The organism is Microbacterium plantarum (genome assembly GCF_035231185.1).
In the GTDB taxonomy this organism is placed as follows: Bacteria; Actinomycetota; Actinomycetes; order Actinomycetales; family Microbacteriaceae; genus Microbacterium; species Microbacterium plantarum.
The window spans coordinates 3,076,080-3,099,089 of the sequence record NZ_CP141117.1 but is presented as its reverse complement, the minus strand read 5'-3'; the positions used below and the strand labels follow the sequence as shown (position 1 = coordinate 3,099,089).

General features: G+C 65.1%; 26 protein-coding genes and 2 pseudogenes. 16 read left to right on the top strand and 12 right to left on the bottom strand.

The features are described 5' to 3' along the window. Positions 1 to 113: 113 nt before the first annotated feature. Both VC184_RS14995 and VC184_RS14990 read right to left on the bottom strand, forming a co-directional pair. Positions 114 to 509, bottom strand: a complete 396-nt coding sequence (locus VC184_RS14995) for a hypothetical protein (RefSeq protein ID WP_323986772.1) — start codon at positions 507 to 509, stop codon at positions 114 to 116. 148 nt (positions 510 to 657) lie between these two features. Beyond that, positions 658 to 972, bottom strand: coding sequence for a DUF7882 family protein (locus VC184_RS14990; RefSeq protein WP_323986771.1), 315 nt, complete (start codon positions 970 to 972; stop codon positions 658 to 660). 178 nt (positions 973 to 1,150) lie between these two features. On the opposite strand from VC184_RS14990, the gene VC184_RS14985 reads away from it, so the two are divergent. The 3 genes from VC184_RS14985 (at position 1,151) to VC184_RS14975 (ending at position 2,970) form a co-directional block, all read left to right on the top strand. Next, a complete protein-coding gene (locus VC184_RS14985; protein WP_323986770.1) occupies positions 1,151 to 1,501 on the top strand; it encodes a hypothetical protein in 351 nt (116 codons plus the stop codon). A gap of 589 nt (positions 1,502 to 2,090) precedes the next feature. Next, the gene (locus VC184_RS14980; RefSeq protein ID WP_323986769.1) at positions 2,091 to 2,222 is read left to right on the top strand and encodes a hypothetical protein; all 132 of its coding nucleotides are present in this window, start codon (positions 2,091 to 2,093) and stop codon (positions 2,220 to 2,222) included. Between the two features lie 103 nt (positions 2,223 to 2,325). Beyond that, positions 2,326 to 2,970 (top strand): hypothetical protein, encoded by a 645-nt coding sequence (locus VC184_RS14975; RefSeq protein WP_323986768.1) that lies wholly within the window; start codon positions 2,326 to 2,328, stop codon positions 2,968 to 2,970. Between the two features lie 385 nt (positions 2,971 to 3,355). On the opposite strand, the gene VC184_RS14970 is transcribed toward VC184_RS14975, so the two are convergent. Continuing rightward, positions 3,356 to 4,615 (bottom strand): phospholipase D family protein, encoded by a 1,260-nt coding sequence (locus tag VC184_RS14970; RefSeq protein WP_323986767.1) that lies wholly within the window; start codon positions 4,613 to 4,615, stop codon positions 3,356 to 3,358. 85 nt (positions 4,616 to 4,700) lie between these two features. On the opposite strand from VC184_RS14970, the gene VC184_RS14965 reads away from it, so the two are divergent. Beyond that, complete coding sequence (locus VC184_RS14965) at positions 4,701 to 6,344, top strand: Eco57I restriction-modification methylase domain-containing protein (protein WP_323986766.1); 1,644 nt, start codon at positions 4,701 to 4,703, stop codon at positions 6,342 to 6,344. A 22-nt stretch (positions 6,345 to 6,366) separates the two neighbouring features. Beyond that, a complete protein-coding gene (locus VC184_RS14960; RefSeq protein WP_323986765.1) occupies positions 6,367 to 7,098 on the top strand; it encodes a recombinase family protein in 732 nt (243 codons plus the stop codon). A 69-nt stretch (positions 7,099 to 7,167) separates the two neighbouring features. Here VC184_RS14960 and VC184_RS14955 read toward each other — a convergent pair whose 3' ends face one another. The 3 genes and pseudogenes from VC184_RS14955 to dld all read right to left on the bottom strand — a co-directional run bounded on the left by VC184_RS14955 (position 7,168) and on the right by dld (position 10,285). Then, the gene (locus tag VC184_RS14955) at positions 7,168 to 7,908 is read right to left on the bottom strand and encodes a hypothetical protein (protein WP_114587679.1); all 741 of its coding nucleotides are present in this window, start codon (positions 7,906 to 7,908) and stop codon (positions 7,168 to 7,170) included. A gap of 92 nt (positions 7,909 to 8,000) precedes the next feature. Beyond that, positions 8,001 to 8,447, bottom strand: a pseudogene (locus tag VC184_RS14950) (IS5 family transposase); the annotation flags it as partial. A 122-nt stretch (positions 8,448 to 8,569) separates the two neighbouring features. Further along, positions 8,570 to 10,285 carry a D-lactate dehydrogenase gene (dld, locus tag VC184_RS14945; protein ID WP_013161533.1) on the bottom strand — a complete coding sequence of 572 codons (1,716 nt, stop codon included), beginning with the start codon at positions 10,283 to 10,285 and terminating at the stop codon, positions 8,570 to 8,572. A gap of 424 nt (positions 10,286 to 10,709) precedes the next feature. On the opposite strand from dld, the pseudogene VC184_RS14940 reads away from it, so the two are divergent. The 3 genes and pseudogenes from VC184_RS14940 to VC184_RS14930 all read left to right on the top strand — a co-directional run. Further along, positions 10,710 to 11,009 (top strand): annotated as a pseudogene (locus tag VC184_RS14940) (ISL3 family transposase); the annotation flags it as partial. An 86-nt stretch (positions 11,010 to 11,095) separates the two neighbouring features. Then, positions 11,096 to 11,746 carry a GntR family transcriptional regulator gene (locus VC184_RS14935; RefSeq protein ID WP_114306374.1) on the top strand — a complete coding sequence of 217 codons (651 nt, stop codon included), beginning with the start codon at positions 11,096 to 11,098 and terminating at the stop codon, positions 11,744 to 11,746. Next, the gene (locus tag VC184_RS14930) at positions 11,743 to 12,978 is read left to right on the top strand and encodes an MFS transporter (RefSeq protein ID WP_282502648.1); all 1,236 of its coding nucleotides are present in this window, start codon (positions 11,743 to 11,745) and stop codon (positions 12,976 to 12,978) included. The genes VC184_RS14935 and VC184_RS14930 overlap by 4 nt, the downstream gene beginning before the upstream one ends. A 93-nt stretch (positions 12,979 to 13,071) precedes the next feature. Here VC184_RS14930 and VC184_RS14925 read toward each other — a convergent pair whose 3' ends face one another. Then, positions 13,072 to 13,854: an acetoin reductase gene (locus tag VC184_RS14925; RefSeq protein WP_155049184.1), complete on the bottom strand. Its 783-nt coding sequence runs from the start codon at positions 13,852 to 13,854 to the stop codon at positions 13,072 to 13,074. A gap of 332 nt (positions 13,855 to 14,186) precedes the next feature. On the opposite strand from VC184_RS14925, the gene VC184_RS14920 reads away from it, so the two are divergent. Beyond that, entirely contained in the window at positions 14,187 to 14,615 is a 429-nt protein-coding gene (locus tag VC184_RS14920) for a hypothetical protein (RefSeq protein WP_323986764.1), read from the top strand. Here VC184_RS14920 and VC184_RS14915 read toward each other — a convergent pair. The 5 genes from VC184_RS14915 to VC184_RS14895 all read right to left on the bottom strand — a co-directional run bounded on the left by VC184_RS14915 (position 14,601) and on the right by VC184_RS14895 (position 18,698). Beyond that, positions 14,601 to 15,275 carry a DUF6226 family protein gene (locus tag VC184_RS14915; protein ID WP_282502649.1) on the bottom strand — a complete coding sequence of 225 codons (675 nt, stop codon included), beginning with the start codon at positions 15,273 to 15,275 and terminating at the stop codon, positions 14,601 to 14,603. The two genes, VC184_RS14920 and VC184_RS14915, sit on opposite strands and share 15 nt — an antisense overlap. Before the next feature lie 37 nt (positions 15,276 to 15,312). Beyond that, a protein-coding gene (locus tag VC184_RS14910; protein ID WP_404568988.1) for an IS5 family transposase occupies positions 15,313 to 16,162 on the bottom strand; the annotation gives its coding sequence in 2 pieces (ribosomal slippage) (positions 15,313 to 15,855 and positions 15,857 to 16,162; 849 coding nt in all). Between the two features lie 123 nt (positions 16,163 to 16,285). After that, complete coding sequence (locus VC184_RS14905) at positions 16,286 to 16,972, bottom strand: hypothetical protein (RefSeq protein ID WP_234058073.1); 687 nt, start codon at positions 16,970 to 16,972, stop codon at positions 16,286 to 16,288. 5 nt (positions 16,973 to 16,977) lie between these two features. Next, positions 16,978 to 18,270, bottom strand: coding sequence for a hypothetical protein (locus tag VC184_RS14900; RefSeq protein ID WP_323986762.1), 1,293 nt, complete (start codon positions 18,268 to 18,270; stop codon positions 16,978 to 16,980). Between the two features lie 77 nt (positions 18,271 to 18,347). Then, the gene (locus VC184_RS14895; RefSeq protein WP_234058075.1) at positions 18,348 to 18,698 is read right to left on the bottom strand and encodes a PadR family transcriptional regulator; all 351 of its coding nucleotides are present in this window, start codon (positions 18,696 to 18,698) and stop codon (positions 18,348 to 18,350) included. Positions 18,699 to 18,842: 144 nt separating this feature from the next. Here VC184_RS14895 and VC184_RS14890 point away from each other — a divergent pair, with 144 nt between their 5' ends. From VC184_RS14890 to VC184_RS14860, 7 genes are all read left to right on the top strand, one after another. Continuing rightward, positions 18,843 to 19,562 (top strand): hypothetical protein, encoded by a 720-nt coding sequence (locus VC184_RS14890; protein ID WP_323986761.1) that lies wholly within the window; start codon positions 18,843 to 18,845, stop codon positions 19,560 to 19,562. 435 nt (positions 19,563 to 19,997) lie between these two features. After that, on the top strand, positions 19,998 to 20,195 hold the full coding sequence (locus VC184_RS14885) for a hypothetical protein (protein ID WP_234058077.1): 198 nt from the start codon (positions 19,998 to 20,000) through the stop codon (positions 20,193 to 20,195). Positions 20,196 to 20,309: 114 nt separating this feature from the next. Beyond that, complete coding sequence (locus tag VC184_RS14880) at positions 20,310 to 20,945, top strand: hypothetical protein (RefSeq protein WP_269268788.1); 636 nt, start codon at positions 20,310 to 20,312, stop codon at positions 20,943 to 20,945. A gap of 41 nt (positions 20,946 to 20,986) precedes the next feature. Then, complete coding sequence (locus VC184_RS14875) at positions 20,987 to 21,196, top strand: type II toxin-antitoxin system HicA family toxin (RefSeq protein WP_269268789.1); 210 nt, start codon at positions 20,987 to 20,989, stop codon at positions 21,194 to 21,196. Between the two features lie 13 nt (positions 21,197 to 21,209). Continuing rightward, positions 21,210 to 21,644, top strand: coding sequence for a hypothetical protein (locus tag VC184_RS14870; RefSeq protein ID WP_269268790.1), 435 nt, complete (start codon positions 21,210 to 21,212; stop codon positions 21,642 to 21,644). Positions 21,645 to 21,775: 131 nt separating this feature from the next. Further along, entirely contained in the window at positions 21,776 to 22,537 is a 762-nt protein-coding gene (locus VC184_RS14865) for a ParA family protein (protein ID WP_282502687.1), read from the top strand. Further along, positions 22,534 to 22,923, top strand: a complete 390-nt coding sequence (locus tag VC184_RS14860; RefSeq protein WP_269268792.1) for a hypothetical protein — start codon at positions 22,534 to 22,536, stop codon at positions 22,921 to 22,923. The genes VC184_RS14865 and VC184_RS14860 overlap by 4 nt, the downstream gene beginning before the upstream one ends. Positions 22,924 to 23,010: the final 87 nt, after the last annotated feature.

The window sequence follows — 23,010 nt, the reverse complement described above, 5'->3', positions numbered from 1 at the left end:
GTCGAAACGATCGTTCAGGGCCTGAAGGGACCGTGGAGCCTCCGAAGGGAAGGGGAGCCCCACGCGCCGGCGGATGAAGCATACGAGCCGCGTGGTCCGGGCCTATCTGGCCATTACTCGGCGGCGGACGACTCCGGTTCTGATTGCGAGTCCGAGTCTGAGTCCGGCTCGTCGGCGGTTTCGAAGTTGCCGAGGGACTTCTCTTGCAAGAATGCGCACAACTCGGCGGCGACTTGAAGCTCATGGGTGAGAGCGTTCAGATCGAAGCTCGTCAGTTCGAGGGTGCCGTCGGTTCCTTCGATGATGACGTGCCAGCTGAGATCGTCGCCGGCTTCTCGGGGTTCGATCCAGACGGAGTAGGGGGCGTTCTCTAGCGGAACGACGACCAGGCCGGTGTCGGCGCCGTCAGAGCCGTCTTGCACTGCGACCTTGATCGCCTCGCCCGCGTTGCGCGCGTCGGTGAACTCCGCCACCCAGTGTTCGAGTGTTTCCTTGCTGTGGAAGGGCATCTGGGGTTCCTCAAGTCTCGATCGGTCGCCCGCGAATGCAGGCAACGGAGCATCTTTACACGCGGCCGGCGTGATGATGCCTATGGCGGCGAGGCAAACCGCCGCTCGAATGCTTGCGACGTCGCCCAAAGAACGATCGACTGTCGGGTCAGGCCTGCAACGGGTCCCGGACGACGGTGTTGTCTGGCTCGCGCACGATTTGGAGACCGTAGGAACTGTTCGCGGACTCCATAAGTGCTTCGATCCAGTCACGATTGATCGTGGCAGGTCGACTTCCAGCGAACGAGAGCGTTAGGGGCATGCTCGCGTCGATCCAGAGCGACCGGACCCCGCCCCCGTGCGGGAGGTGCAGCAAGAAGGACTCGTTGCGCCGCAGCTTGTTCATGATGACGAGCCGCAAGTGTGCAAGCGACCGCTCCTCGACCTCAAACGGCTCGACGCCGCCATACATCAACCGTCCCACCCCGCGAGCCTATCCGCCGTGGCACCGCGGACAACGTCCGCCGCGTGAGCGCTGGCGCGTTCCGCCTGGGACAGCGCTCGCCCTGCATCCACCGTCGATGCGCGCGCCGGAAACGATCGTTCGTGGTCCGGTCGAGCTCAGAGTTGGCTGCGTGGACTCGGGTTTTTAGGCTGAGCGGATGGAAGCGGATTGGATTGAACACCGGCGTTCGGGCGACGGTGAACTACTGGGATGGATGAAGCCCGTTGGGGACGGCTTCGTCGTTGTGGACTTACTCGGCCGAACCCGCACGCAGGCTGTGGACTGGTTGACCGCAGAAGAATCGCTCGACGCACTAGGGCTCTCTTACCTCGCCGATTCGTACGAGCTCCGTCTCGATGATGGTTCGTGGCTGAAGGTGCGCATCGCGGAAGTCTCACCGACCATGATCCGCCTCCAGAAGGATGACTGGGGAAACAGTTCTGCGACGGAGCTGTACTACTCAACGCACATTCCCGTCAGCCCTGACACCCTGCGACCACTCGCGTAGGGCGCTCTTGCACCGCAAACGATCGTTTTCGGGACGCCGGGTCGCGGCTCGGCGCAAGCCCACCGAAACCCAGGGCCGTTTCGAAACCGGATCTCGGGACAAGCGGTTCCGGTAGGGAGTTTCCGTGGGGCTCAGCCGCGCGCAGCACTCGATAAGGATTGGGTCGCGCCAGGACGGGCAGCGGTGTTCAACTCTTCGGCGCGGTGTCAAGGCGGATCCAGCATGGAGACTCAGCCATGTGAATAACTCGGGGCGTCCAACCCGGAAAACCTGGCGCTAGAGGGGCAAGGATGGGCCTCCTGGCGCCCCGACGATCACAAGTGACCACGAAACCTCAAGGCTGGCGCAATTTATCCCCATGGGCCCACTGTGCCCATGGGGCGGTGTCGGGGGTGCACCTTAGAATGAGCTATGTACGAAGAAGCCCCGATCGGCTTAGGCCGAGAAGGACTTCTCGTGCACAGCAGATCGGGGCTGAGGTGTCTTTGAGCGGACCTCTCAACTCTAGAGGCTCAGTAGCCTCTACGCGTTCGAGACCGGGTGGTCTTGACCGGGTGACCTGCTCCACCCAAGTCAGAGAGGAACCACCATGGCGAAGGCATCGTCGCGGTCGTCCAAGCCCTCGAAGGCCACGCTGAGCAAGGCAGGAAAGACGCTCGCGTCCAACTCGTCGAGCAAGTCGGCCAAGTCGCAGGCCGGCTCGACCCTCGGCAAGGGATAACAGCAGAAGGGGCTGACAAAGAGCGTCAGCCCCTTCGTCCCTCACCCTCCGCCGGTGATCCGTCTCTGCGCATCGTCCGAGTTCTGGGCGAGAAGGGGGCTCTATGCCTTCTGCAGATCACATTCCGTCGTTCAACCATCTCCGAGTCTTCGTCCGCGCGAAGTCTGCCGGTCGCGCTACCCGTGTGGCCTATGACCGCCAGCAGGTGGAGGCACCCGCGGACGGGCGGATCTTCGCCCACGTGTACGAGAAATTCATCACCGCCGTGCTCGCCTATGTCGCCCGCGGCTCTCGGGGAAGCGCGCTCGACGACGCCGTGCACAATGCCTCCGTTCGGATGCGTGCAAGCTATGACCAGGCCGCGCGCGGCATGAAGGCGATCCTGGATCGCCACCCGGCTCGCGAGGCAGTCCGACACCAGCGAAGCACCGTCGTGAAGGACGCAGACGGGTACGAGCTAGTCAGCATCCGCATGCACGTCGAACTCGCCCTCGTCGACGGACGTCACCTCATCACGTACATGCACTTCCCGAGCGATGCCCTTCTCGAGGCAGAGATCGCGGTGATGGAAACGACGGTCGCCCTGGCTGCTCGTCAGATGAATCCCTCCGCGATCCCCGCCATCGCGATGGTCAAGGCGGGCAAGCTCATCCTCGTCGACCCGACGCAGGCCCTTACGCCCGAACGGATCGCCTTCTTGCGGACGGCATCGGCCGCCTACCGGGCCGAGTGGGAGATCGCCGCCTAATCCTGATGGGAGGGGAGGTTCTTCCTCCCCTCCCATCGCTCTAGCTGGATGGTGAGCGCGCGAGCGTCGTGGAGCGGGCGCAAGCGTATGAGCGCTGACGCGTGGCTCGAGCGAAGCTGAGCCACTAACGATCGTTATCGGCTCCCACGCGATCGTGAGCCTGTAAGGGCTGTTCGGAAACGCTTGCCGGAACTTGGTTTGGGCGGACGTTCGTGGGTGGGATGCTCGCCCGAGGCGCGTGCCGGCATCACCGGAGCTGTGTGCTGTACCGGCTTCCGGCGTCACCTGGCCGCGGCCGCGAACGCGTTCGTGATGACGTCCACAAGAAGTCGGGCGTATGAGCCATCCGGGTCCAAATCGGGGTCGAACACGGTGATGGAAATGCTCAGATGAGGTAGTCGCCTCGCGGGTTTCGGGCGATCACGAGGTTGAACCGACCGGCCATCGTCTTCTCGAGCGTCACGTACTGACCGATGTAATTCGTTCGCTTGAGCACTTCCCCGAGGTCCCGCCCCCAGTGAATGACGGTGGGGACGTTGCCTTGCCCGGACACGCGTTCGGGGTCGTGGCTGAGTCGCAGGTCGACGGCGCCAAGGTCATGCCCGTCGATCCACACGTTGAACTCTGCGACCGCCTCCTGCTCGGTATTGTGGCCTTCGGTGGGGGTCCAGGGCAGCCCCTCAAAGAACTGTTCCCGGAAGTATGTCTTGTGGTTGATCGGAGCTGCTTCGCGGCTCAGCCGGAGGTTGCCGGTCGGGTTCGTCTTCGCACCCTTCGGCTGCTGCGCGGCGGTGTGGTCGAGCTCCTTCGACCAGCGTCGTTGGATATCGACATCGAGCAATGGGGCATCGGAGCCGGCGACGGGCTCCTGCACGTTCCGCGGCCGAGCCGCCCCTGCGTTACCCGTCGCTCCTGTCGGCAAGAGTCCGCCTATCGACGGCCTCGCCTTCGTGACGGTGAACTTTGCGTTCAGCTTCGGCAGCTTGCGAAGCTGGGCTTTAACGGTTGAGAACAAACCACTTACAGTGGCCGCCACTGCGCTGTCGGTGTCCTCCGGAGCGTCGGACTTTGTCTTCTGCACGCGCCGTGCGCGCCGTTCCGAACCGAGCACGATGTCCTTGCTCTTTTCGATGTCGTCGATGAGGGCAGAGGTGAGCGGGGCGCACGAGCCCGACTCGCTAATGAGCGCCTCGAACCATGCGGAAACCGCGTCGATGACGTCGTTATGTTCACCGGCACCCCAATCGACCCACAGAGACGCCTCGTGGTTCCAGCCGAGGCCCCCGGCGGTGAGGTTGCTCGATCCGACCATGAGCGAGCACACCCCAGAGGAGGTAGCGAGATAGACCTTCGGGTGAAAGGTTCGACCTGGGTCGTGGAAGACGAACGCCTCGTCGGCGGCCTCGAGTGCGATCTCGAGGCCCTCCCGTGTCGCACCGCCCTCGCTCACCCCGAGGATGATCACAACCCTTCCGCCTTGCGCGCGAAACGTGGCGAGCGAATCCCAGATGCGGCCGAGCCCCGACTTTTTCGCCCAGGCGACGGCGATCCGCAGCTCGTCGAACTGCCCGGTCGTCGCGTGCTCGATGAAGTCGAGGAGGTTCCGGTGCTCGGCGAACGGTTGGCCGACAAAGCGGATTCTCATGCGGTTCAGACTCCCATACCAGCGAGTCGACACCTGAAGCTTTCATAGATAGAATTCTGCTTCAGATACTGAAGCGGAGAGTTCGATGCGTACGAGAGATGAAGTCAGCGACGACAAGCTCCGTGGTGGCTTCTACTCTCCGGACATCCTCGTCGACCTCTGCCTCATGCGTTCGCGAGCGCTGCTGGGCAGTCGAACTGAATTGCGTGTACTCGAGCCGTGCGCCGGCGACGGCGCCTTCCTGCGCGGTCTCGAGCGCGCAGGGCTCGCCGACTCCCTGTCGCATGTCGAGGCCGTCGAACTGCTGGCGGGCGAGGCGCAGAAGGTGTCGCATACACTCGGCGCGCTCGACTTACCGGGCCGCTCCATCCACGCGAACGTGCTCCGCTGGGCCGAGGAGCACGGTGCGGATTTTGACCTCGTACTAGCTAACCCACCTTACGTACGGTTTCAGTTCATTTCGGACGAGGACAAGCAACGCGCCCGCTCGATCAGCGCCGAGCTGGGCACCGCGGGCAGCTCCGTTTCGAACCTCTGGATCCCTGTCTTCCTCCTCGCGATCGCCAAGCTGCGGGAGGGCGGCGCGTTCTCGGTGATCTTGCCAACCGAGTTCCTTACGGGTATCTCGGCGAACGCCGTGCGCAACTGGCTCCTGGGGAACACCACCGAGCTCACGATCGACCTCTTCAAGCCCGGCACTTTTCCGGCAGTGCTGCAGGAAGTGCTGATCCTGAGCGGCCGGGCATCGAAGCGCTCGGCTGGCGAGGCAGCGGTGATCGACTTTCACGACCACAACGGCAGGACAAAATCGTGGTCCCACACAGTCGCGCCTGGGTCCGGCACCTGGACAAACTACTTGCTGAGCCCGGAGCAGAACGACGCGATCAGCGCCACGCTGTCGATAAGCGCTATCCAGCCGCTCCGCCAGGTCGCGAGGTTCAGTGTCTCGACTGTGACCGGTGCAAACGGCTACTTCTGTGTGGATGCGTCCGAGATCGACGCCTTCGACCTCTGGCCGTGGGCGATCCCGCTCCTGCCACGATCCCGACACGCCAAGGGGCTGCTCTTCGAAGAACCCGAGCAGCGCGCGCTCTCGGATGCCGGTCAGGCAGCCTGGTTGCTGAGCTTCGCAGCTGGCAAACCCTCACCGGAGGAACATGCCGGGGCGCGCCGCTACCTTGCTCTCGGCACCGACCAGGCCATCGACAAGCGGTTCAAATGCCGTGTCCGCGAGCCCTGGTATCGCGTACCCGTGGTTCCAGCCGGAGAGCTTTTGTTGTCCAAGCGCTCGAACCGTTACCCCCGAGTGATTGCCAACCATGCGCGCGTGGTCACGACAGACACCATCTACAAGGGACAGATCCTCACCGGGGCGCCGGTGTCCGCCGACGACTTCACGGCGATGTTCCACAACTCTCTGACGATGCTTTCAGCAGAGGTCGAGGGTCGCAGCTTCGGCGGCGGCGTCCTCGAGCTGGTGCCCAGCGAAGTCAGCGCGCTCCGAGTTCCCGTCATCCGTGGCGCCGGCGCAGAGCTCGCGCGTCTCGACGAGCTCACGCGCACGTCGACGGATCCGGAGGCGCTCATTGAAGCGACGGACACGACGCTAGCGCGAATGCTCCCAGACCTCGGCGCTCAGACGCTTGCTGCGCTCAGCGAGGCTCGCCATGCGCTGATGGAGCGCCGCTTACAACGGACGCGACTGGGCTTCTACAACGCCGCCGCCTAGCGCGGTGGCGAGGCGATTGCCTTTGCTGATCGTCTTTGGAGGTTTCCTCAACCAACCGAAACTGATCGTTTCCGGCGGGCTCGTCGACGTCGACGAGCAGGCGCGCGACACGCCGAGGATCGATCCGCCGAAACCCCCTGCCGAAACCGAATCGCGCCGGAACCTCGGCAGTACCGTTTTCGGCATGGCACATGAAGTCGGCTACGCCCGAGTCTCGAAGCGGGAGCAGAACCCAGACGCTCAGGCCGCCGAACTCCGCGCCGCCGGCTGCGAGCGTGTCTTCGTCGACCACGGCGAATCGAGCCGCGTCACCGATCGCCCGCAGTGGGTTGCGTGCCTCGACTACTTGCGGCCGGGGGACACGTTAAAAGTGCGCCGGCTCGATCGTCTCGCCGGCAGTGAGCGCATCCTCATCGAGACGCTGCAGGACCTCGACGCGCGCCAGGTGAACATCGTCAGCCTCACAGAGCCGATGATCGACACGACGTCGCCCATGGGTCGCGCCCTGTTCGGGATCGTCGCGGTGTTCGCGCAGTTGCGTGTGGACACGATTCGCGAGAACACGCAACGCGGCCTCGAGTACGCGCGTGCGCAGGGGAGGGTTGGTGGCCGCCCGAGCGTCATGACCCCGGAGCGCATCGCCACAGCTCGGCAGCTGCGCGCCGAACTCCACAGCTGGGAGAGCATTGGCCGCGTGCTCGGAGTCGGGGCGTCGAGTGTACGACGAGCTCTGTCAAAACACTCGTTCCTGTAACCGCTTCGCCCTGATGCATCTGTCACGCCCTCGTGATGCCCCTCCGCTCTGTTCCCCAAGGGCGGCGGACTACTCTTCCATCTCTTGCCGAATCATCTGGAAACGGGGGGAGGCCTGACCACTCTCGACACTCGCAAGAGTGAGTGCAACCTGCGCATCAACCGTTCTGAGGAGATGCCACACGTCGCGCGTTTTTCCGTTCAGACTCGTTGTGAGCTGCAGAGGGAGCATGGGGGCTTCCATGAGTCGGGCGCGACCGTCAAGTTTGATTCGGAAGACGACATCGCCGTCGCTGATCGGCCCTGGGCGGTGAGGATACTCCGCAGTGCTCTCCACTTCGAAAATCACATCAGGTTCGTCTGATGTGAACGCGATGGGCATTTCTTGCGCGCTGCGTGCGAAGACACTGATCTCGAGTGACTCGTGATGCTTGTCCTCGATGTCCAGCTTATGGAGGACAGCAGCCACCGCGTTGGCTGGGTCTGGGAGGCGGTAGGGCTGTAGGTCGTGAAGCCGGTTTCGAATGAACTCCGGAAGCTGTCCGAACCACTGCTGCTTGTTGAGCTTCCTCCAATCGGAAGCTGACGTCGCGATCGGGAACTGAATCTGGACGGGGTTCGGGGGGTCTCGGTCGTCAAGGTGCGCGACTGCCCACGTTAGAGCGTCGAGAGACGCACGGTAGTTGTGGATGATGTCGCCGAATACGAGAGACCACTCATATGCCGGTGGGTGATGTGTAATCCGTGCGCGCACGGTCGCGTAACCGTCGTCGTCGTACGTGACAACTGTGGTGGGTCCGAGACTCTCCATGTACGTCAGATAGAGGTGGTACAGCGCGGCTGAGTGTTGCAGCGCACGCTCTCGCTTCAGAGCGGGCCATCTCGGATAGCTTGGCTCGGTTGCTAGGCCGTGTTGATCAAGTCTGATTTGATCCAGATGAGCGTCGCGGCGAGGCTGACGGCGGCTCGGTAGCTGCGGAGGAGCTTGTCGGAGCGCATCGCGATGCCGCGCCACTGCTTGAGCCGGTTGAAGCAGCGCTCGACGACGTTGCGGCCCTTGTAGCGTTCCTTCTGCTGTTCGCCGAAGTCGATCGGCCGGCCCGGCTTCTTGCGGCGGTGCGCGACCTGGTCATCACGCTCCGGGATGGTCGCCGCGATACCGCGGCCGCGGAGCCAAGCACGGTTCGCCTTCGACGGGTACCCCTTGTCGGCGAGCACCCGGTCCGGGCGGGTCCGTGGCCTGCCCTTCCCGTCGCGGGGGACGCGGATGTCCTCGAGTACTGCGGTCATCATCGTGGTGTCGTTGATGTTCCCGCCGGTGATCATCATCCCCAGCGGCCGGCCGCGACCGTCGCAGACCGCTTAAGACTCACCCAGCCGGGAGCGAAACCTCTTGATCAACACGGCCTAGGTCCACCCGAGATGGATAAGACATCGCTCAGGCTCTCACGGCGTCGCGCTACCTTGGGGACTTAGGCCCAGTCCTTGTGCGGCGACGTGCCGCCGATACCGGCGTTGAACGTATTCGTCGGATCGAGCTCCTTGAAGTGCTCTTCCATGGACTCCGGCAGCTTGTAGATGCGACCGTAGTTGTGCTCGGCGGGCAGCTTCGCGCCGCGCTCCTCCAGCAGGTGCTGGATGCGGTCGTGCAGCGCCTCGGGATCCACGCCCTGCTTGGCGACATAGTCCTGGTGCATCACATGGCAGAAGAAGTGCCCGTAATACGCCTTGACCTCAAGCTGGTCGTCGATCTCCTCCGGCAGCACCTCGAGCCAGTTCCAATCGTCGCGACGCAGGGCCACATCGATGGGGATGAGCCCTGCGATGTGCCGGCGCTTCAACGCGGCGTAGCGAGTGGCGGCACTGGCCGCGCCGAACCGGTTGAGCGACGCGCTCTTTTCTTCATCAGACGTGCAGATGAAGAACTCACCAGTGTGCTCGGGCTCTGCGAAGAACTCCTTGAGCATCTTCTCGCTCGCGGCCTTCTGCGACTCGCTGACGGTGAGCAGCAGGTGATGCTCGAAACGGTTGCGGTACTCCATCATGCGCTTGGGCAGCTGATTGGGCAGCACGCTGAACATGGCTTGCGATACCGTGTCGGCGAAGGTCGGACCAATGCCGGGAATCTTCGAGAACAAGCCGTTGGCCCACGTCTTGAACGAGAACATGCGCGTCTGCAGCGCTGGACTCATGAACTTCAGGAAGACGAAGGTGTCTTTGCCGTACTTCTCGGCCAAGTCGAAGGCACTGCGGCCCATGTACTCACCAGAGATAGGCAGCGGCATGTCGGCTTCGAGGAACAACCGACGGATCTCTTCGAGCTCGTGCGTGTTGTTCGTGCCGATGTAAAACACGGTCGGGTGCACTTCGCGAGGGAAGGTGCGGGTGCGCACCGCGAACACCATCAGCTTGCCGGCCGAGCCGGATGCCTCGAACAGGTACTCGGGGTTCGCATTGTAGCGAGCAGGCGAAGGCACGATCTTGCGCAAGTGCTCGGCGTACTCGGTCTCGTTCGAGTCTTCGGGAGCTGGGGTGACATCCTCGGGAGACCACTCGCCGCGCTGTAGACGGTCGAGTGCGACCTCAGGGTCGTCTCCGAGCGAGATGCCCAGGTGATTGACCAGCTCGACCTTGCCGTCGTCGTTGACGCGGGCGAAGATCGCTTCGCGCGTGAATGCCGGACCCTTGCGAATCTGGCTGCCGCCCGAGTTGTTCGCGATGCCGCCGATGACCGAGGCGCCGATTGATGTCGACCCGATCACCGAGTGCGGCTCGCGCTGGTGCTTGGCGAGCGCGTCGGTCAGGTGTGTCAGCGGGGTGCCCGCGAGCGAGATCGCCTCGCGCGCGTCGTTGATGAGGTGCACCTCATCGATGCGGTGAGTCGAGATGATCACAATGGGGCGATCGTAGTCTTGGAAGCCGGGGCCGGATCCACCAGTCAGGCCCGTGTTCGATGCCTGCGGGATGACGATGAGGTTGTTGTCGACGGATACCTGCAGCGCCCGCCACATCTCGACCAGCGTGCCGGGGCGCACCACGGCGAAGACTGGTCCTCCGCCGAATCGATAGCCTTTGCTGAATGGCATCGTGGCACGCTCAGAGGTCAGTACATGTTCGTCGCCGACGATTCTCTTGAACGCATCGATCGCTTCGTGCGAAGTCGTGGTGGTCTGTCCCGGTTGCGTCATCTCTAAGCTTCCTATATTCAGGTGCATCACAAGCGCGTCATGATGCTGAGGGGATGTCGCCTTGATCCGAGCTAGTCCGCGGTCGTTCATTTTTTGATGGGCGGGGAAACGAGCCAGGGGGACAACGTCTGCGACCGTCTGCCCGGAAGCTCGCTACGGCGTCCAAGGAGTGCGCGTGTGCGTATGCATGTGCATACGCGCATCCTCATTGTAGAAGATGCGCATCAGATAGTTTCGGACCGCGGTACTTTCGGACTCCGGTAGGTTCGGACCGCGATAGTTCGGACCGCGATAGTTCGGACCGCGATGTCGGCCACTGCCCTCACCCCATAGATCGACGCAGCAATCAGACTCGCCTAGCGCCGCTTGAACCGTCCCAGGTTTGGTGCCGCATCTTTTCGAGTTGAGAGGATGGCGTCATGCCGCGCAGCAACTGCGATCCGCCTACCACGCGAAGGATCTCGCCGAGGGCCGCCGAATCGCGGAGCGAGTCGCCGAGACATTCCACACCTGCCCGATCCCGGAGATCGCCCGCCTCGGTCGCACCCTGCGCCGGTGGCGGTCAGCGTTCCTCGCGTATTTCGCGACCGGGCGCGCGAACAACGGCGGCACCGAGGCGATCAACGGAATCATCGAGCTGCACCGGCGCCTCGCCCGCGGCTATCGCAACCGGCACAACTACCGCCTCCGCATGCTCCTCGCCGCCGGCGGCCTCACTCCATGACCCCCACCGAATGTCCGAAGAGCCACTTTGCACCGGGCTGAGATGCAACTAGTATCTATCTTGTTCATCAGCACGGGGACGGGGTCATGGAGCATCAGGAGACGGAGGCATCCGCCGCGGATGCCGCGTACGCGAAGGTCAAGGAGCGGATCCTCGACGGCGATCTCGCCGGCGGGACGATGGTCAGCGAGGGAACGATCGCCGACGAACTCGGGATGAGCCGCACCCCCGTCCGCGAGGCGTTCCTGCGCTTGCAGGTCGAGGGGTGGATGCGGCTGTACCCCAAGCGCGGTGCGCTGATCCGCGATGTGACGCCGGGAGAGCTCGACGACGTCGTCGAGGCGCGCATCCTCATCGAGACCGATGCCGTGCGGCGGCTCGTCCGTGACTCCGAACGGGTGCAGGACGTCGTCGACGAGCTCTCCGACATCCTCGACGAGCAACGCCGCGCGTACGAGGCATCCGACCTCGCGCGGCTCGCCGAGGCAGACACGGCCTTCCACGCCCGGATCGTCGCGGCCGGCGGGAACGCCCTGCTCGCAGAGTTCTTCGCGACGCTGCGCGATCGGCAGAGGCGGATGCTCGCGTGGTCGCTCTGGCGACGCGACGACCGAGCCGAGCAGGTGCTCGACGATCACGGATTGCTCGTCCGCCTCATCGGCGATGGCGAGACCGCGGCGTTCGAGGTGGCACTCGGCCGTCACATCAAGAAGACCCACCGGGAGCTGCTGTCATGAGTGAGATGTCCTCCGAGGGAGCCGCCGCCGGAGAGCGGATCGCGATCGTCCCCTGGATGCGCGTGAGCGCTGCCCTGTTCGCTGTCGCGTGGGGTGGAAACGAGTTCACACCGCTGCTCGTGATGTACCGCCAGATCGACCAGATGAGCGCCTTCAGCGTGAATGTACTGCTCGGGGCATATGTCCTGGGCATCGTGCCCGCGCTCCTTCTCGGCGGCCCGCTGTCCGACCGGTACGGCCGCCGACCGCTGTTCGTCCCCGCCCCGATCATCGCGATTGCGGGCAGCACGCTCCTCGCCGTCGGGGCTTCCTCGATGCCGCTCCTGTTCGCCGGGCGGGTGCTGTCGGGTATCGCGCTGGGGCTCGTGATGGCAGTCGGCACGAGCTGGGTGAAAGAGCTCTCCGAGCCTCCGTTCACGACCCGCGCCGTCGACGGCCGTGGCGCCTCACGCGCTGCACTCGCACTGACGTCCGGGTTCGCGCTGGGCGCCGGATTCGCTGCGGCGCTCGGGCAGTTCGGCCCGATCCCCACCGCGTCGCCCTACCTCCTGCACATCGCTCTCACCCTCGTCGCGCTCGTGCTGCTGTGGGCGGCGCCGGAGAGCCGGCCGCGCCCAGACACCTCTGGGCCGCTCCTCGCCGACCTGCGCATCCCCACCGCGATGCACCGCCGGTTCCTCCTCGTCGTCGTCCCGATGGCGCCGTGGGTCTTCGGCACCGCCGCAAGCGCGTACGCGATCCTGCCGGGCCTCATGATGTCGCAGGCGCCGGGACTGCAGATCGGTGTGTCGGGTCTGCTGTGCGTCGTCGCGCTCGGCTGCGGTGTCGCGGTGCAGCGGTTCGCCGCGAAGGTCGACACCCCGCTGTCGGCCCGCGGCATCGGGATCGCGCTGACGGTCACCGTTCCCGCCATGATCCTGGCCGCCGTCGCGGTGAGCCTCAACTCGCTAGCCTGGGCGTTCGTGGCCGCCGCGGCACTCGGCGCGGCCTACGGCATGCTGCTCGTCGGGGGACTGCGCGAGATTCAGCGGATCGCCGGTCCGCGCGATCTTGCCGGACTCACCGCGGTGTACTACTCACTGACGTATCTCGGGTTCTTCATCCCGGCGATCCTCGCCGCGCTCGGCGCGTGGATCCCGTACACGACGATGTTCCTCGCCGGCGCGGTCCTGGCGGCGGTCAGCGTCGGGATCGTCGCGCTCAGCTGGCGCCGGCACCTGCCGGCGGCCTGATGAGGAACCGGCCGGGCGCGGCGTCCTCGCGAAGACTTCGCAAAAAAGGGGGCGCGGGAAGGACATGTCCTCCCCGCGCCCCCTTCGGATGCATCAGTTGTAGAGCATTCCGCCGTCCACGAGCAGCACCTGGCCGGTCACGTAGTCGGCTTTCTCGCTTGCGAGGAACGACACGACGTTCGCGACGTCTTCGGGCGTCTCGATGCGGCCGAGGGCGATGCTCTCGACGTTCTCCTTGAGGTTCTGGCCCCGCGGCTTGCCGTTGATCTCCGACAGCTTCTCGTCGATGAGGTCCCACATGCCCGTGCCGACGATGCCGGGAGCGTACGCGTTGACGGTGATGCCCTTCGGGGCGAGCTCCTGCGCCGCGACCTGCGTGAGGCCGCGCACGGCGAACTTCGACGCCGAGTACGCGCCGAGGATCGGGAAGCCCTTGATCGACGCGATCGAGGCGGCGGAGATGATCTTGCCCTTCACACCGAGCTCGATGAACTTGTCGGCAGCGGCCTGGATGCCGAAGACCACGCTGTTCACGTTGATGGAGAAGATCTTGTCGAGCTCTTCCGCCGTCACGTCGAGGATCGGCTTGACCTGCGCGATGCCCGCGTTGTTCACGATGACGTCGAACCCACCGAGCTGCGTGGCGGCTGCGTCCACAGCGGCGACGACGTCTTCCTTCTTCGACACGTCGGCAGCCACGAAGATCGCACGGCGGCCCAGCGCCTCGATCTCCGCGACGACGCCGCGCGCCTTCTCCTCCTGGAACGTGAGGTCTGCGACGGCGACGTCGAAGCCGTCCTTCGCGAGCTGGAGCGCGATTCCGCGACCGATTCCCTGACCTGCGCCCGAGACGAGAGCGACCTTGGCAGTGGACATTCCGACTACTCCTTCATGGTTCGATGAAGCGCTGTCGCGCTCCGAGATAAGGTCGCCCGAAGGCACGTTGCTCGGCGCCGCACGACCCTCGACATCCTCGCAAAACTCATCGAGTCGGACGGAGATGGCAAGTATGCTCGCGAAGACCGCGTCCACGAGCTGCTTTTCCCCATGCGCAAGGACTCGAACGATGTCTGGGTCGATGCGTCGAACCTGTGGAATCTGGACGAGCGGCTCGTCTTCCACACTACCTCGCGTCCGACAAGACTCTCAAGAGCATGCCCGTCACGGACGACGCCTCGACGAACCGACCGGACATACTGGCGACACGCGTGCTCGAGGCGGACTCGCCCGTGCTCGCGACCGCGGGGCAGAAGTTGCCGCTGCAGTCGATCGTCGTCGAGCTCAAGCGCCCCATGCGCAACGACGCGACGACGGAGGACAAGAACCCCATCGCGCAGTGCCTTGACTACGTCGCGCGGGTTCGCGAGGGCAAAGTAACGACGGCAACCGGGCGGCTGATTCCGTCGAGCGCGCAGGAGCCGCCGGCCTTCTGCTACGTCATCGCCGACCTGACGCCAACGATGGAGCGCATGTGCAAGCTGTCGAACTTGATCAAGACGCATGACGGGCTCGGGTACTTCGGCTACGTCGAGCCGTACAAGGCGTATGTCGAGGTCATCAGTTTCGACGGCCTCGTCAACGCGGCCACGGAGCAGAACAGGGCGTTCTTCGACAGGCTCGGCCTACCGTCGAGCTAGGCCGTGTTGATCGAGAGGCGGGGCCGGGCGCGGCCAGTGATTCCATCCGTCGGGAAGGTCGCGGAGGACGGGCTTGGCGTCTTTGAGGCGCTGGGCAGGAAGATCTTGGGAGCGGGATTTCCCGGAGCTCGCGCCGTCGGGATAGGTGAAGGCGTAATCGACCCAGGGGCGAAGTCCGCTTTCGATCGTCTCTCGGTAGTTGCCGCTGACGGTCGCGAATACTTGCTGCTCGAGTTCATCGGCTTCGGCCTCCCAGTTCGAGTCGCAAGCGTCGCAACCGCAGACTGGGTAGTGGAAGTCGTGCAATAGTCCCGCGTGCATGTAGATCCCCGGATAAGCGGTGAAGACCAACGTCAAGGACGCGCACTTCGGATCATTAGGACGTATCCGCACCGCGCGCACCACATCATGAAACGCGGGACGCAGCAGATCCGCTGTCACCTCAACGCCCTCATCGACCTCGACGTCATACGTCTCTCGGAGGTGGGCGATAAGGGCGTCAGCGACAACGTGCAGCGGTGCGAACCGCTCGGGATGCGTGTCGACCGAGTAGGTGTCTTCCGGAGGTGACTCGTGCCACCGGCTCCCGTAGTTGATCACCGCGCCGTCAGCGTCGCGGAACACCGGCGCTTCGATCAGAGGGCGAACGTAGGAACTCATCCCGTCATCCTGCCGCATCGGCGCGGCGCCGGCCGGCCTATGGCCAGGCCGGACGGGACAGGTCCGTCTTGATCCAGATCAGCGTCGCAGCGAGGCTGATCGCGGCACGATAGTTGCGAGCGAGCTTGTCCGAACGCATCGCGATGCCGCGCCACTGCTTGAGCTTGTTGAAGCAGCGTTCGACGACGTTGCGGCCCTTGTAGCGTTCCTGCTGCTGATCGCCGAAGTCGATCGGTCGGCCTGGCCTCTTGCGGCGGTGCGCGATCTGATCGTCCCGCTCGGGGATCGTGGCCGCGATCCCTCTCGCGCGCAGCCATGCACGGTTTGCCTTCGACGGGTAGCCTTTGTCGGCGAGCACCCGGTCGGGGCGGGTGCGCGGCCGGCCCTCCCCATCGCGGGGCACGCGGATGTCCTCAAGCACGGCGGGCATCATCGTGGTGTCGTTGACATTCCCACCGGTGATGACCATGCCTAGCGGCCTTCCGCGGCCGTCGCAGACCAGGTGCAGCTTGGTCGTCAGTCCGCCCCGGGAACGTCCAATCCCGTGATCAGACGGCTCGAACCACGGATTCTTGTGATTCGGCAGAGCCCCCTGTGTCACGCTTCAGTGTCGCGCCGTGCTGATGCACACGTGCAATCGTGGAGTCGATCGAGACGACCCAGTCGATCTTCCCGGCGGCGTCGGCCTGCTTCTGCACCTCGGCCAGCAGCTTCTCCCAGGTGCCGTCCTCGGCCCACCGGTTGAACCGCTTGTAGATCGAGTTCCACTTACCGAACCGCTCCGGCACGTCCCGCCACGGCGCCCCGGTGCGGTACTTCCACGTCATACCCTCGACCGCGGGGCGATGATCCGTCCACGGCCTCGACCTCCCGGTCACCGTCGGCATCAACGGCTCCAGCACGGCCCACACCTCGTCCGAGATCTCCTGCCGCGTCACCGTTCAAGACTCGCCCAGCGGAGAGTGAACCCTCTTGATCAACACGGCCTAGAGGGAGTCGGCTGTGTTGCGCTAGAGGCCGCGGCGTTGCGCGAACCTGAGGTCCAGGTACTGAAGATGCTCGCGCGAGATCACGACCGTCAGTGTTCCGCCGCCCGGGAGCTCTGCGCCGATGGCGTATACGAAAGGATCCGTGTCGATCTCCGCACCTGTCACCGTGGTGCCGTCGACGACAACCCCCGCTCCATGCCGGACCGCGCGCTCCGTAGTCAGCGCGGGCGACTCCCAATCGTGCAGGCTGAGTCCGAGCTGTTCTCGAAAGTGGTTCATCAGGATGTGGTTCGCGTGATGAACGAGAAGGTAGGCGAGCGTTGTGCGCTCGGACGCGTCCCGATGCCAGGTGGTCTGCACCGCCTCCCACAGGGAGGGGTACCGCATGCGCTCTACTGACTCGATCAGCCAGGCAGGGCGCGGCCACGGCGGGACCTGCTCGATTGATCGACGTGTCTGCTCGTCGAGGTCGGCGAGGTTGATCGGGTCTGATTTATCGTCCGGGTTTCGCCACAGTGTGGCCGAGACGCTCGCGGTCATCATGTTCATGCCGCGCCCATCGGTGCCGGAGCTCACGCCGATGTCGGTGTCGCCAACAGCGCGCTGCGCTGCGAATTCGTAGATAGGGATCGGCATGGCCTTGAGATGCTGTTCCCGTTCGAAGCGGGGATCGGGTGCGTCCTCGGGGAGAACTCCAGCGAACTGCATCGTTTCTATCCTTGCGTTGTGCGGAAAGCGGTGGGCATGGCGGCCTCTACGCGACGCAGTTGGGTGTCTGGTCGTTTTCGTCGCCCAACCACGAGGGCGAGGGTGATCGCGGCGAGGGGGACGGTGAAAGCGAGTATGGGGACGACGGTCATGCCGAACAGTGCCGCATAGGCGAGGCCGAGTGCTGCGCTGACGGCGACCCGGATGGCAGGGGTGCCGCGCAGCCGCGGGATGCTCCACCAGGTGACAGCTCCGCCGCCCAGCGCAGCCGATACCCCCAACCAGAGTGTCATCTGTGACCCGGCAGGCGCGGAGACGTAGGCGACCGCGACCGCGATCAGGGCGAGGGTGACCAGGCCGAGGGGTCCCCAGACTGCTGCTCGCCCGTAGCGGGTCGGGACGATCAGCGCGACGGCCGTCAGGAGGGGGATTGCTGCGGCGAGGAGGATCGTGATGCCCTGGCTCATCGCGATCGTCGTATCGACGGCACCCGCCGACCAGCCGGCGCCGGTAAGTGCGTACGCGACCCCTACCGCCCCGAAAACGCCGCTGACTGCGCTCAGCCAGAGGACCGTGCTGCGGGTGTCAGCAGGCCGGGATCTCTTCGCGGCGTTGCGTACCGGGAGTGTTCGGGCGCGTCGGCCACTGAGCGCGCGGAGCGCCGCGACGGCCAGGACGGCGGCGATGACCGTCGACACCGTGGGAGTGGTGAGGGTCAGACCCAGCGCGGGCGCTGCCACGGCGCCGGTGAATGCGGCCAGAGGAAGTTGGGCGAACCATCGCCAGCGAGTTCGGTAGAGGAGCCCGTCGACGCCCAATCCGATCCCTGCCGCGCCGACGACCCACGCCGACACGAACAGCAGACCCCACCATCCGGCAAGACCGGTCAGCGGCTGGTTGGCGTCCGCGAGCCGAAACCCCCACGCCCACGACAACTGCGTCAACCCGGCTAGCAACAGGGCTAGCAAGAGGATGGGGAGGATGAGGAGGGCACGCGGTGGGATGAGCCACCGTCGCTGTCTGGCGACCGCGATCAAACCGATCGCCGTCAGCATCGGGGCGACACTCGTTGTCGCAAGCCCCACCCCCCAACCGGGCTGGGGTCCACCGTTCACGCCCACCAGAAGCCCGATCCACGACAACGCACCCAACGCGATCGCGAGCAACGACGCCCACAACGCGACCCGCGCGTCCAGGCGAAGGCCGACACCGTTCACGAACGCGGAGAACCGGTCGCCCGGTGACGGAGCCGCGCGCTGCTCATGATCCGCGTGATCACGCAGACTGTCCACGAACACGGCGCCATTCGCCCGCCGCCACCATGCCGGGTACCAGCGCAACAACCGCTCGAACGGATCCCGTCTCCGGCGGCCCATCACGCGATCAACCCGGCAGGCGCGTAAGCGAACCCGTGCACGGCAAGCTGGGTCCGGGCCGCACGCGCAGACCGCTCCATTAGATCGGCCTCCGCCGACAACCGCGCCGCGCCCTGCTCCGTGATCACGAAGTACCGTCGGGCACGGCCCGCGACGATCTCCTCACCATCGGGTGTGATGGCGCCCTCCGCTTCGAGCCGATCCAGAGCCGCATACAAGGAGGCAACCTTCAACGACACCCGCCCGCCCGACGCGTCACTGGTCTCCCGGAGAATCTCGTAGCCATGTCGCCGCCCCGACGCGAGAGCGGTCAGGATCCAGAACGATGGCTGAGACAGGAACGCGGTCATAACGTCAAGCATATTCCAGAATTGGGAGTATTGCACTCATCGCTCCCCGCCCCCATTGGCCGACCCCATTAGCGTCAACACATACCCTGCTTCTATTCAGTTGTGAGCGTGAGGTCCCGGGCAGCCGGTTCGTAGACTGGCGTTATGTACACGTACACCTCGCTCGCTGGGGCGTCACGGCGCGGGCGTGTATGGCGGTGGCTGAAGTACGGCGGCGGCATGATGCGTGGTGGGGCCGCCTACCTGGAGGTGACCACACCGCGCCCGTGGGCCGTGCCGTGGCGAGCTTGGCGTGCACTGGCCCGCCACCGGCTGATCATCCCGTCGCCGCTGCTGTATCTTGTGGCCGCTGGCATCGGCCTCGTGGTCGGTGTCGTAGTGCAGCTCACGGTCGGCGTGTGGTGGTGGCTTCCGCCCATCGTGCTGCTGGTCGTCGCGTGGCTGGTCGCGTTCACCTCGATCTGGTGGCGTCCACGAACGCGAGCCGAGAGCCTGCGCGTGGCGATCCTGTCCGCAACCGACCCGCAGCGAGGTTTCGAGGAGCGGCGCCGTGAACAGCGCGACCGGCTGCTGGCCTCGCAGCTGCCGCTGTTCGAGCTCGAGTCCTGGCCGGGCACCGTGCGACTGGCCGGTTGGGGTGGTCCCCCCGAGAGGATCACGCACATCAGCGTCGGCTTCTACGACGAGCCCGACACCCCAGCGGTCGTCTCGATCACGACCGTCGCCGATGAGGCCGGCACGAGGACCGTGTGCAGGCGCGGCTGCTGGGCGAGCTCAGCGGCCGCGATCTGGAGAGCCGCACAGGCCCGCTCCCATCGCCCGAGGCAATCCGCGACGGCCTCGATCAAGCACGAGACGAGCTGAGGAGGCTGAGGTGGGCGCCCGCCATCATCCACATCAACGGCCGCGACCATGAAGGCGCCGCATTCCGGGCGCCGCAGGGCTCAGCCGCATACTGCGCGGTGGGCGACCTGTGGGTGACGATCGAAGGGTCCTCCGACGTCGACTACCGGCTGCGCACGCTCGCTGACCGCGACCGGCTGATACACCAGAGCTGAGAACTGACGAGTAACCATCGCTTGAATAGGTACTTGCACCATTGAAGAGACGGTCCGATGATCACCTCCGCCAGCGTGTTCGTCACGGCCGCGCATGCCAGCGAACCGTCGCTGGTGATGGTCACGAACAGTGTGGCGCAACCTCCTGAGGTGGCGTGATCGTGATCGATTTGGCCACCGCTCGCTCAACCAGAGAATGGGGCACCCCTGACGCACCAGCCCGGCGGGTTAGCGTGAGGGCATGACGATCGAGACGTACATCGCACTGCTGCACGAAGACGTCACGCCGACCAAAGAAGGTCGACCCGTCCTGTGTCCCCTTCAACCGGACGGCACAGCCAAGCCCGTGATCGATCACGACGGGGTCCTGTACCACCTGATCGGATCGAACTCTGGCGCCGACGTGTTCGATTACACGCGCGCCCCGCGCAACGCATGAAGGGCCGTCCACGAACTGCGAGCGGGGAGGCGTAACGAGCGCGGAAACTGATTCCACGCCGAATAGTGCAACCTTCGATATTGCCTCTCCGCCAGTCCCCGAGGCGGTGAACGCATGAGCGCCACCGTCGCCGCTCCCCTGGTCGCCGCAATCGAGCAGGCGTGGGCCGATATCCGCAAGCGTCACCCCGAGGTTCCCGAGGTCGTCGTCACGATCGGCAGCGGGAGCGAGGCAAAGGGGATGAAGCTCGGACACTTCGCCGCAGCGCGATGGGTGCGCGGAGAGGACGAGCTGCACGAGCTGTTCGTCGGCGGTGAGGGCCTGGCCGGGGGCGCCGCGTCCGTCCTCGCGACGCTGCTGCACGAGGCCGCACACGCGGCCGCACAGTCCCGCGGCATCCAGGACACCAGCCGTCAGGGCCGCTACCACAACCAGCGATTCAAGAGCATTGCCGAAGGCCTCGGGCTCACCATCGAGCACGATCAGAGCATCGGGTGGAGCGTGACGACACTCCCCCGTCACACCGAAGCCGAGTACGCCGAGACGATCGCGACGCTGCACACCGCGATCACCGCTCACCGCCGCGCCGAAGCGATCGCCACCGGCGGAGGACGGAAGAGCAACAACAACGGCGCCGCCGTCGTCTGCGGATGCGGGCGGAAGATCCGCGCCTCTCTCAGCGTCATCGAGGCAGGCCCCATCATCTGCGGCATCTGCGGCACCGCGTTCGAATCCGAAGAAAATAGCTAGTCCCCCTTGCATTGCAGTGCTAGGGGGACTAGCATAGTCTTATGACCAAGCGACAGAAGCACCGGGACGTAGCGAAGTTCCTGCGCTCAAAGGGCTGGGAGCACGTGCGAACCAAAGGCAGTCACGAGACGTGGAAATCGTCAGACGGCGCCATGACGCTGGTGATCGCCGCTCACGGCGGCGAGGTGTCCGCGGGCATCGTGCGACAGATTCAGAACGCATTCGACGACACCCCGGCCAACTGGAACTGAAAGGAGCCGACAGATGACCCGACAGCTTGCAGCTCGCGCGTACCGAGACGAAGACGGATGGTGGACGATCGAGATCCCCGAACTCACCAGTCCCTCCCCCGCCGGCGGCACGATCATCGCGACCGGCACCGCGACGACCTTCCGAGGCATCGACAAGGCGGCTCACGAACTCGCAGCGGCGTGGCTCGATGACGACGCGGTAACCGTCGATGTCGACGTCGTGATCCCCGAAGACGTCGCCCAGCTCTGGAAAGACAGCACCGCCGCCGAAGAAGCCGCCCGCGAACAGCAGACCCGCGCAGCCATGCTCCGCCGTGACGCCGTTCGAGCCCTCCGCGCTCAGGGCTACCCCGCAGAGGCCGCGGCGGCAGCGCTCGGCATCAGCCGCCAACGCATCGACCAGCTCGGCAAGGCTGCGCCCGTGCGGACCAGCGAACTCGCGTCGTAAGCGTCTCAGACGAACCGTCTGAGACAGGGCGGTAGCTAGCTGTCTTTCTAGAAAGCTAGCTAGTCAGATAGGCAGAAAGAAAGCTAGCTGGAACGTTAGCTAGAAGGTAGGATGGAAGCATGCAAATCGTGATGGTCTACAGCGAGGCGGGCGGAGTCAGTAAGACGACCGCGGCGGTATCGGTGGCGATGACCTCGGCCGAAGCCGGGCATCGCACGGTGCTTATCGACCTCGACCCACGTGCGGCATCGACGAAGTGGACGCGCACTGAGCCGGTGGGGGAGGGGCTGCACGTTGGCGCGATCCTCGGGGCCAAGGAAGAGCCCACTGGTTGGGCGCAGGATCTCGCCGTGCCGAGCCGTTGGCATGAGCTGTTGCGCGTGATCCCCTCCGCTCGTGACCTCAGCAACCGCGAGAGCGAGCGCGACGACTACGCCGAGCTGCGGCTCAAGGCGTCGCTGGTCGACCTCGACGCCGACGTTGTGGTGATCGACTGCGCGAACCGTCAGGGCGGTCCTCTGACGCTGTCTGCTCTGCACGCCTCGGATCGGGTGCTGTACGCCGCTACGGCGTCCGATTCGGGCATCGATGGGGTGACCGGTGCGAAGCGCACCGTGGAGGCGTTCAGGCGCAGCATGGCGCGCCTGGGAGCGGCAACCGGGATCGAAGAAGCCGGAGTCACGATGACCCGCGACGGCACGGGCTTCTTGTCCTACGCCGAACAGGACGCGATCGACCAGGTGCGCGAGCTCGCGCCGATTATCGAGCCGATCGTCCCGCACCTGGCGATCGTTCCCGAGGTCCGCATGGCGGGGGAGTGGTACGGCGCGTACCGCAAGGGAACGCCGGTGCGAGAGGCATACAGCGAAGTGATGCGAAAGGTGATCCGATGACCGCGAACCAGCCCGACCGGCCCGCCCGTTCCCGCCCACGTCCCGCTCCCGACGCCGGGGTTGACCCGATCGATTACAAACCCAGCCCCGCACCGACGCCGGCGCCGGCAACCGTGTCCAAAAGCCCTGTCGAGGGCAAGGGCGCCGAGGCGCCCGCGGCAGCCCCGTCGCCTGCTCCGACGACGAACACGCGGTTCGCGGCATCGCCCGCGCCGGCCCCCGTGGCTGGGGGTTCGGAAGTGACCGTGCAGCTCGCGACGCGCATCAGCCCCGACGTCGCGGCCGTGCTCGATGCCGCAGTCGCGCGCGAGAAGGCAAGGCGCGGAAGCAAGGCGTCAAAGCGCGTCCTCATCGAAGAAGCGATCCTCGCGCTCTGGAGCCAATAGCCGCAGCGCCCAGCTGACCATCATCCATATGGATGAGATCCATCGGAAAAATTGGGCGGCCTGATCAGCCCGGTGGCGCGGCCACAC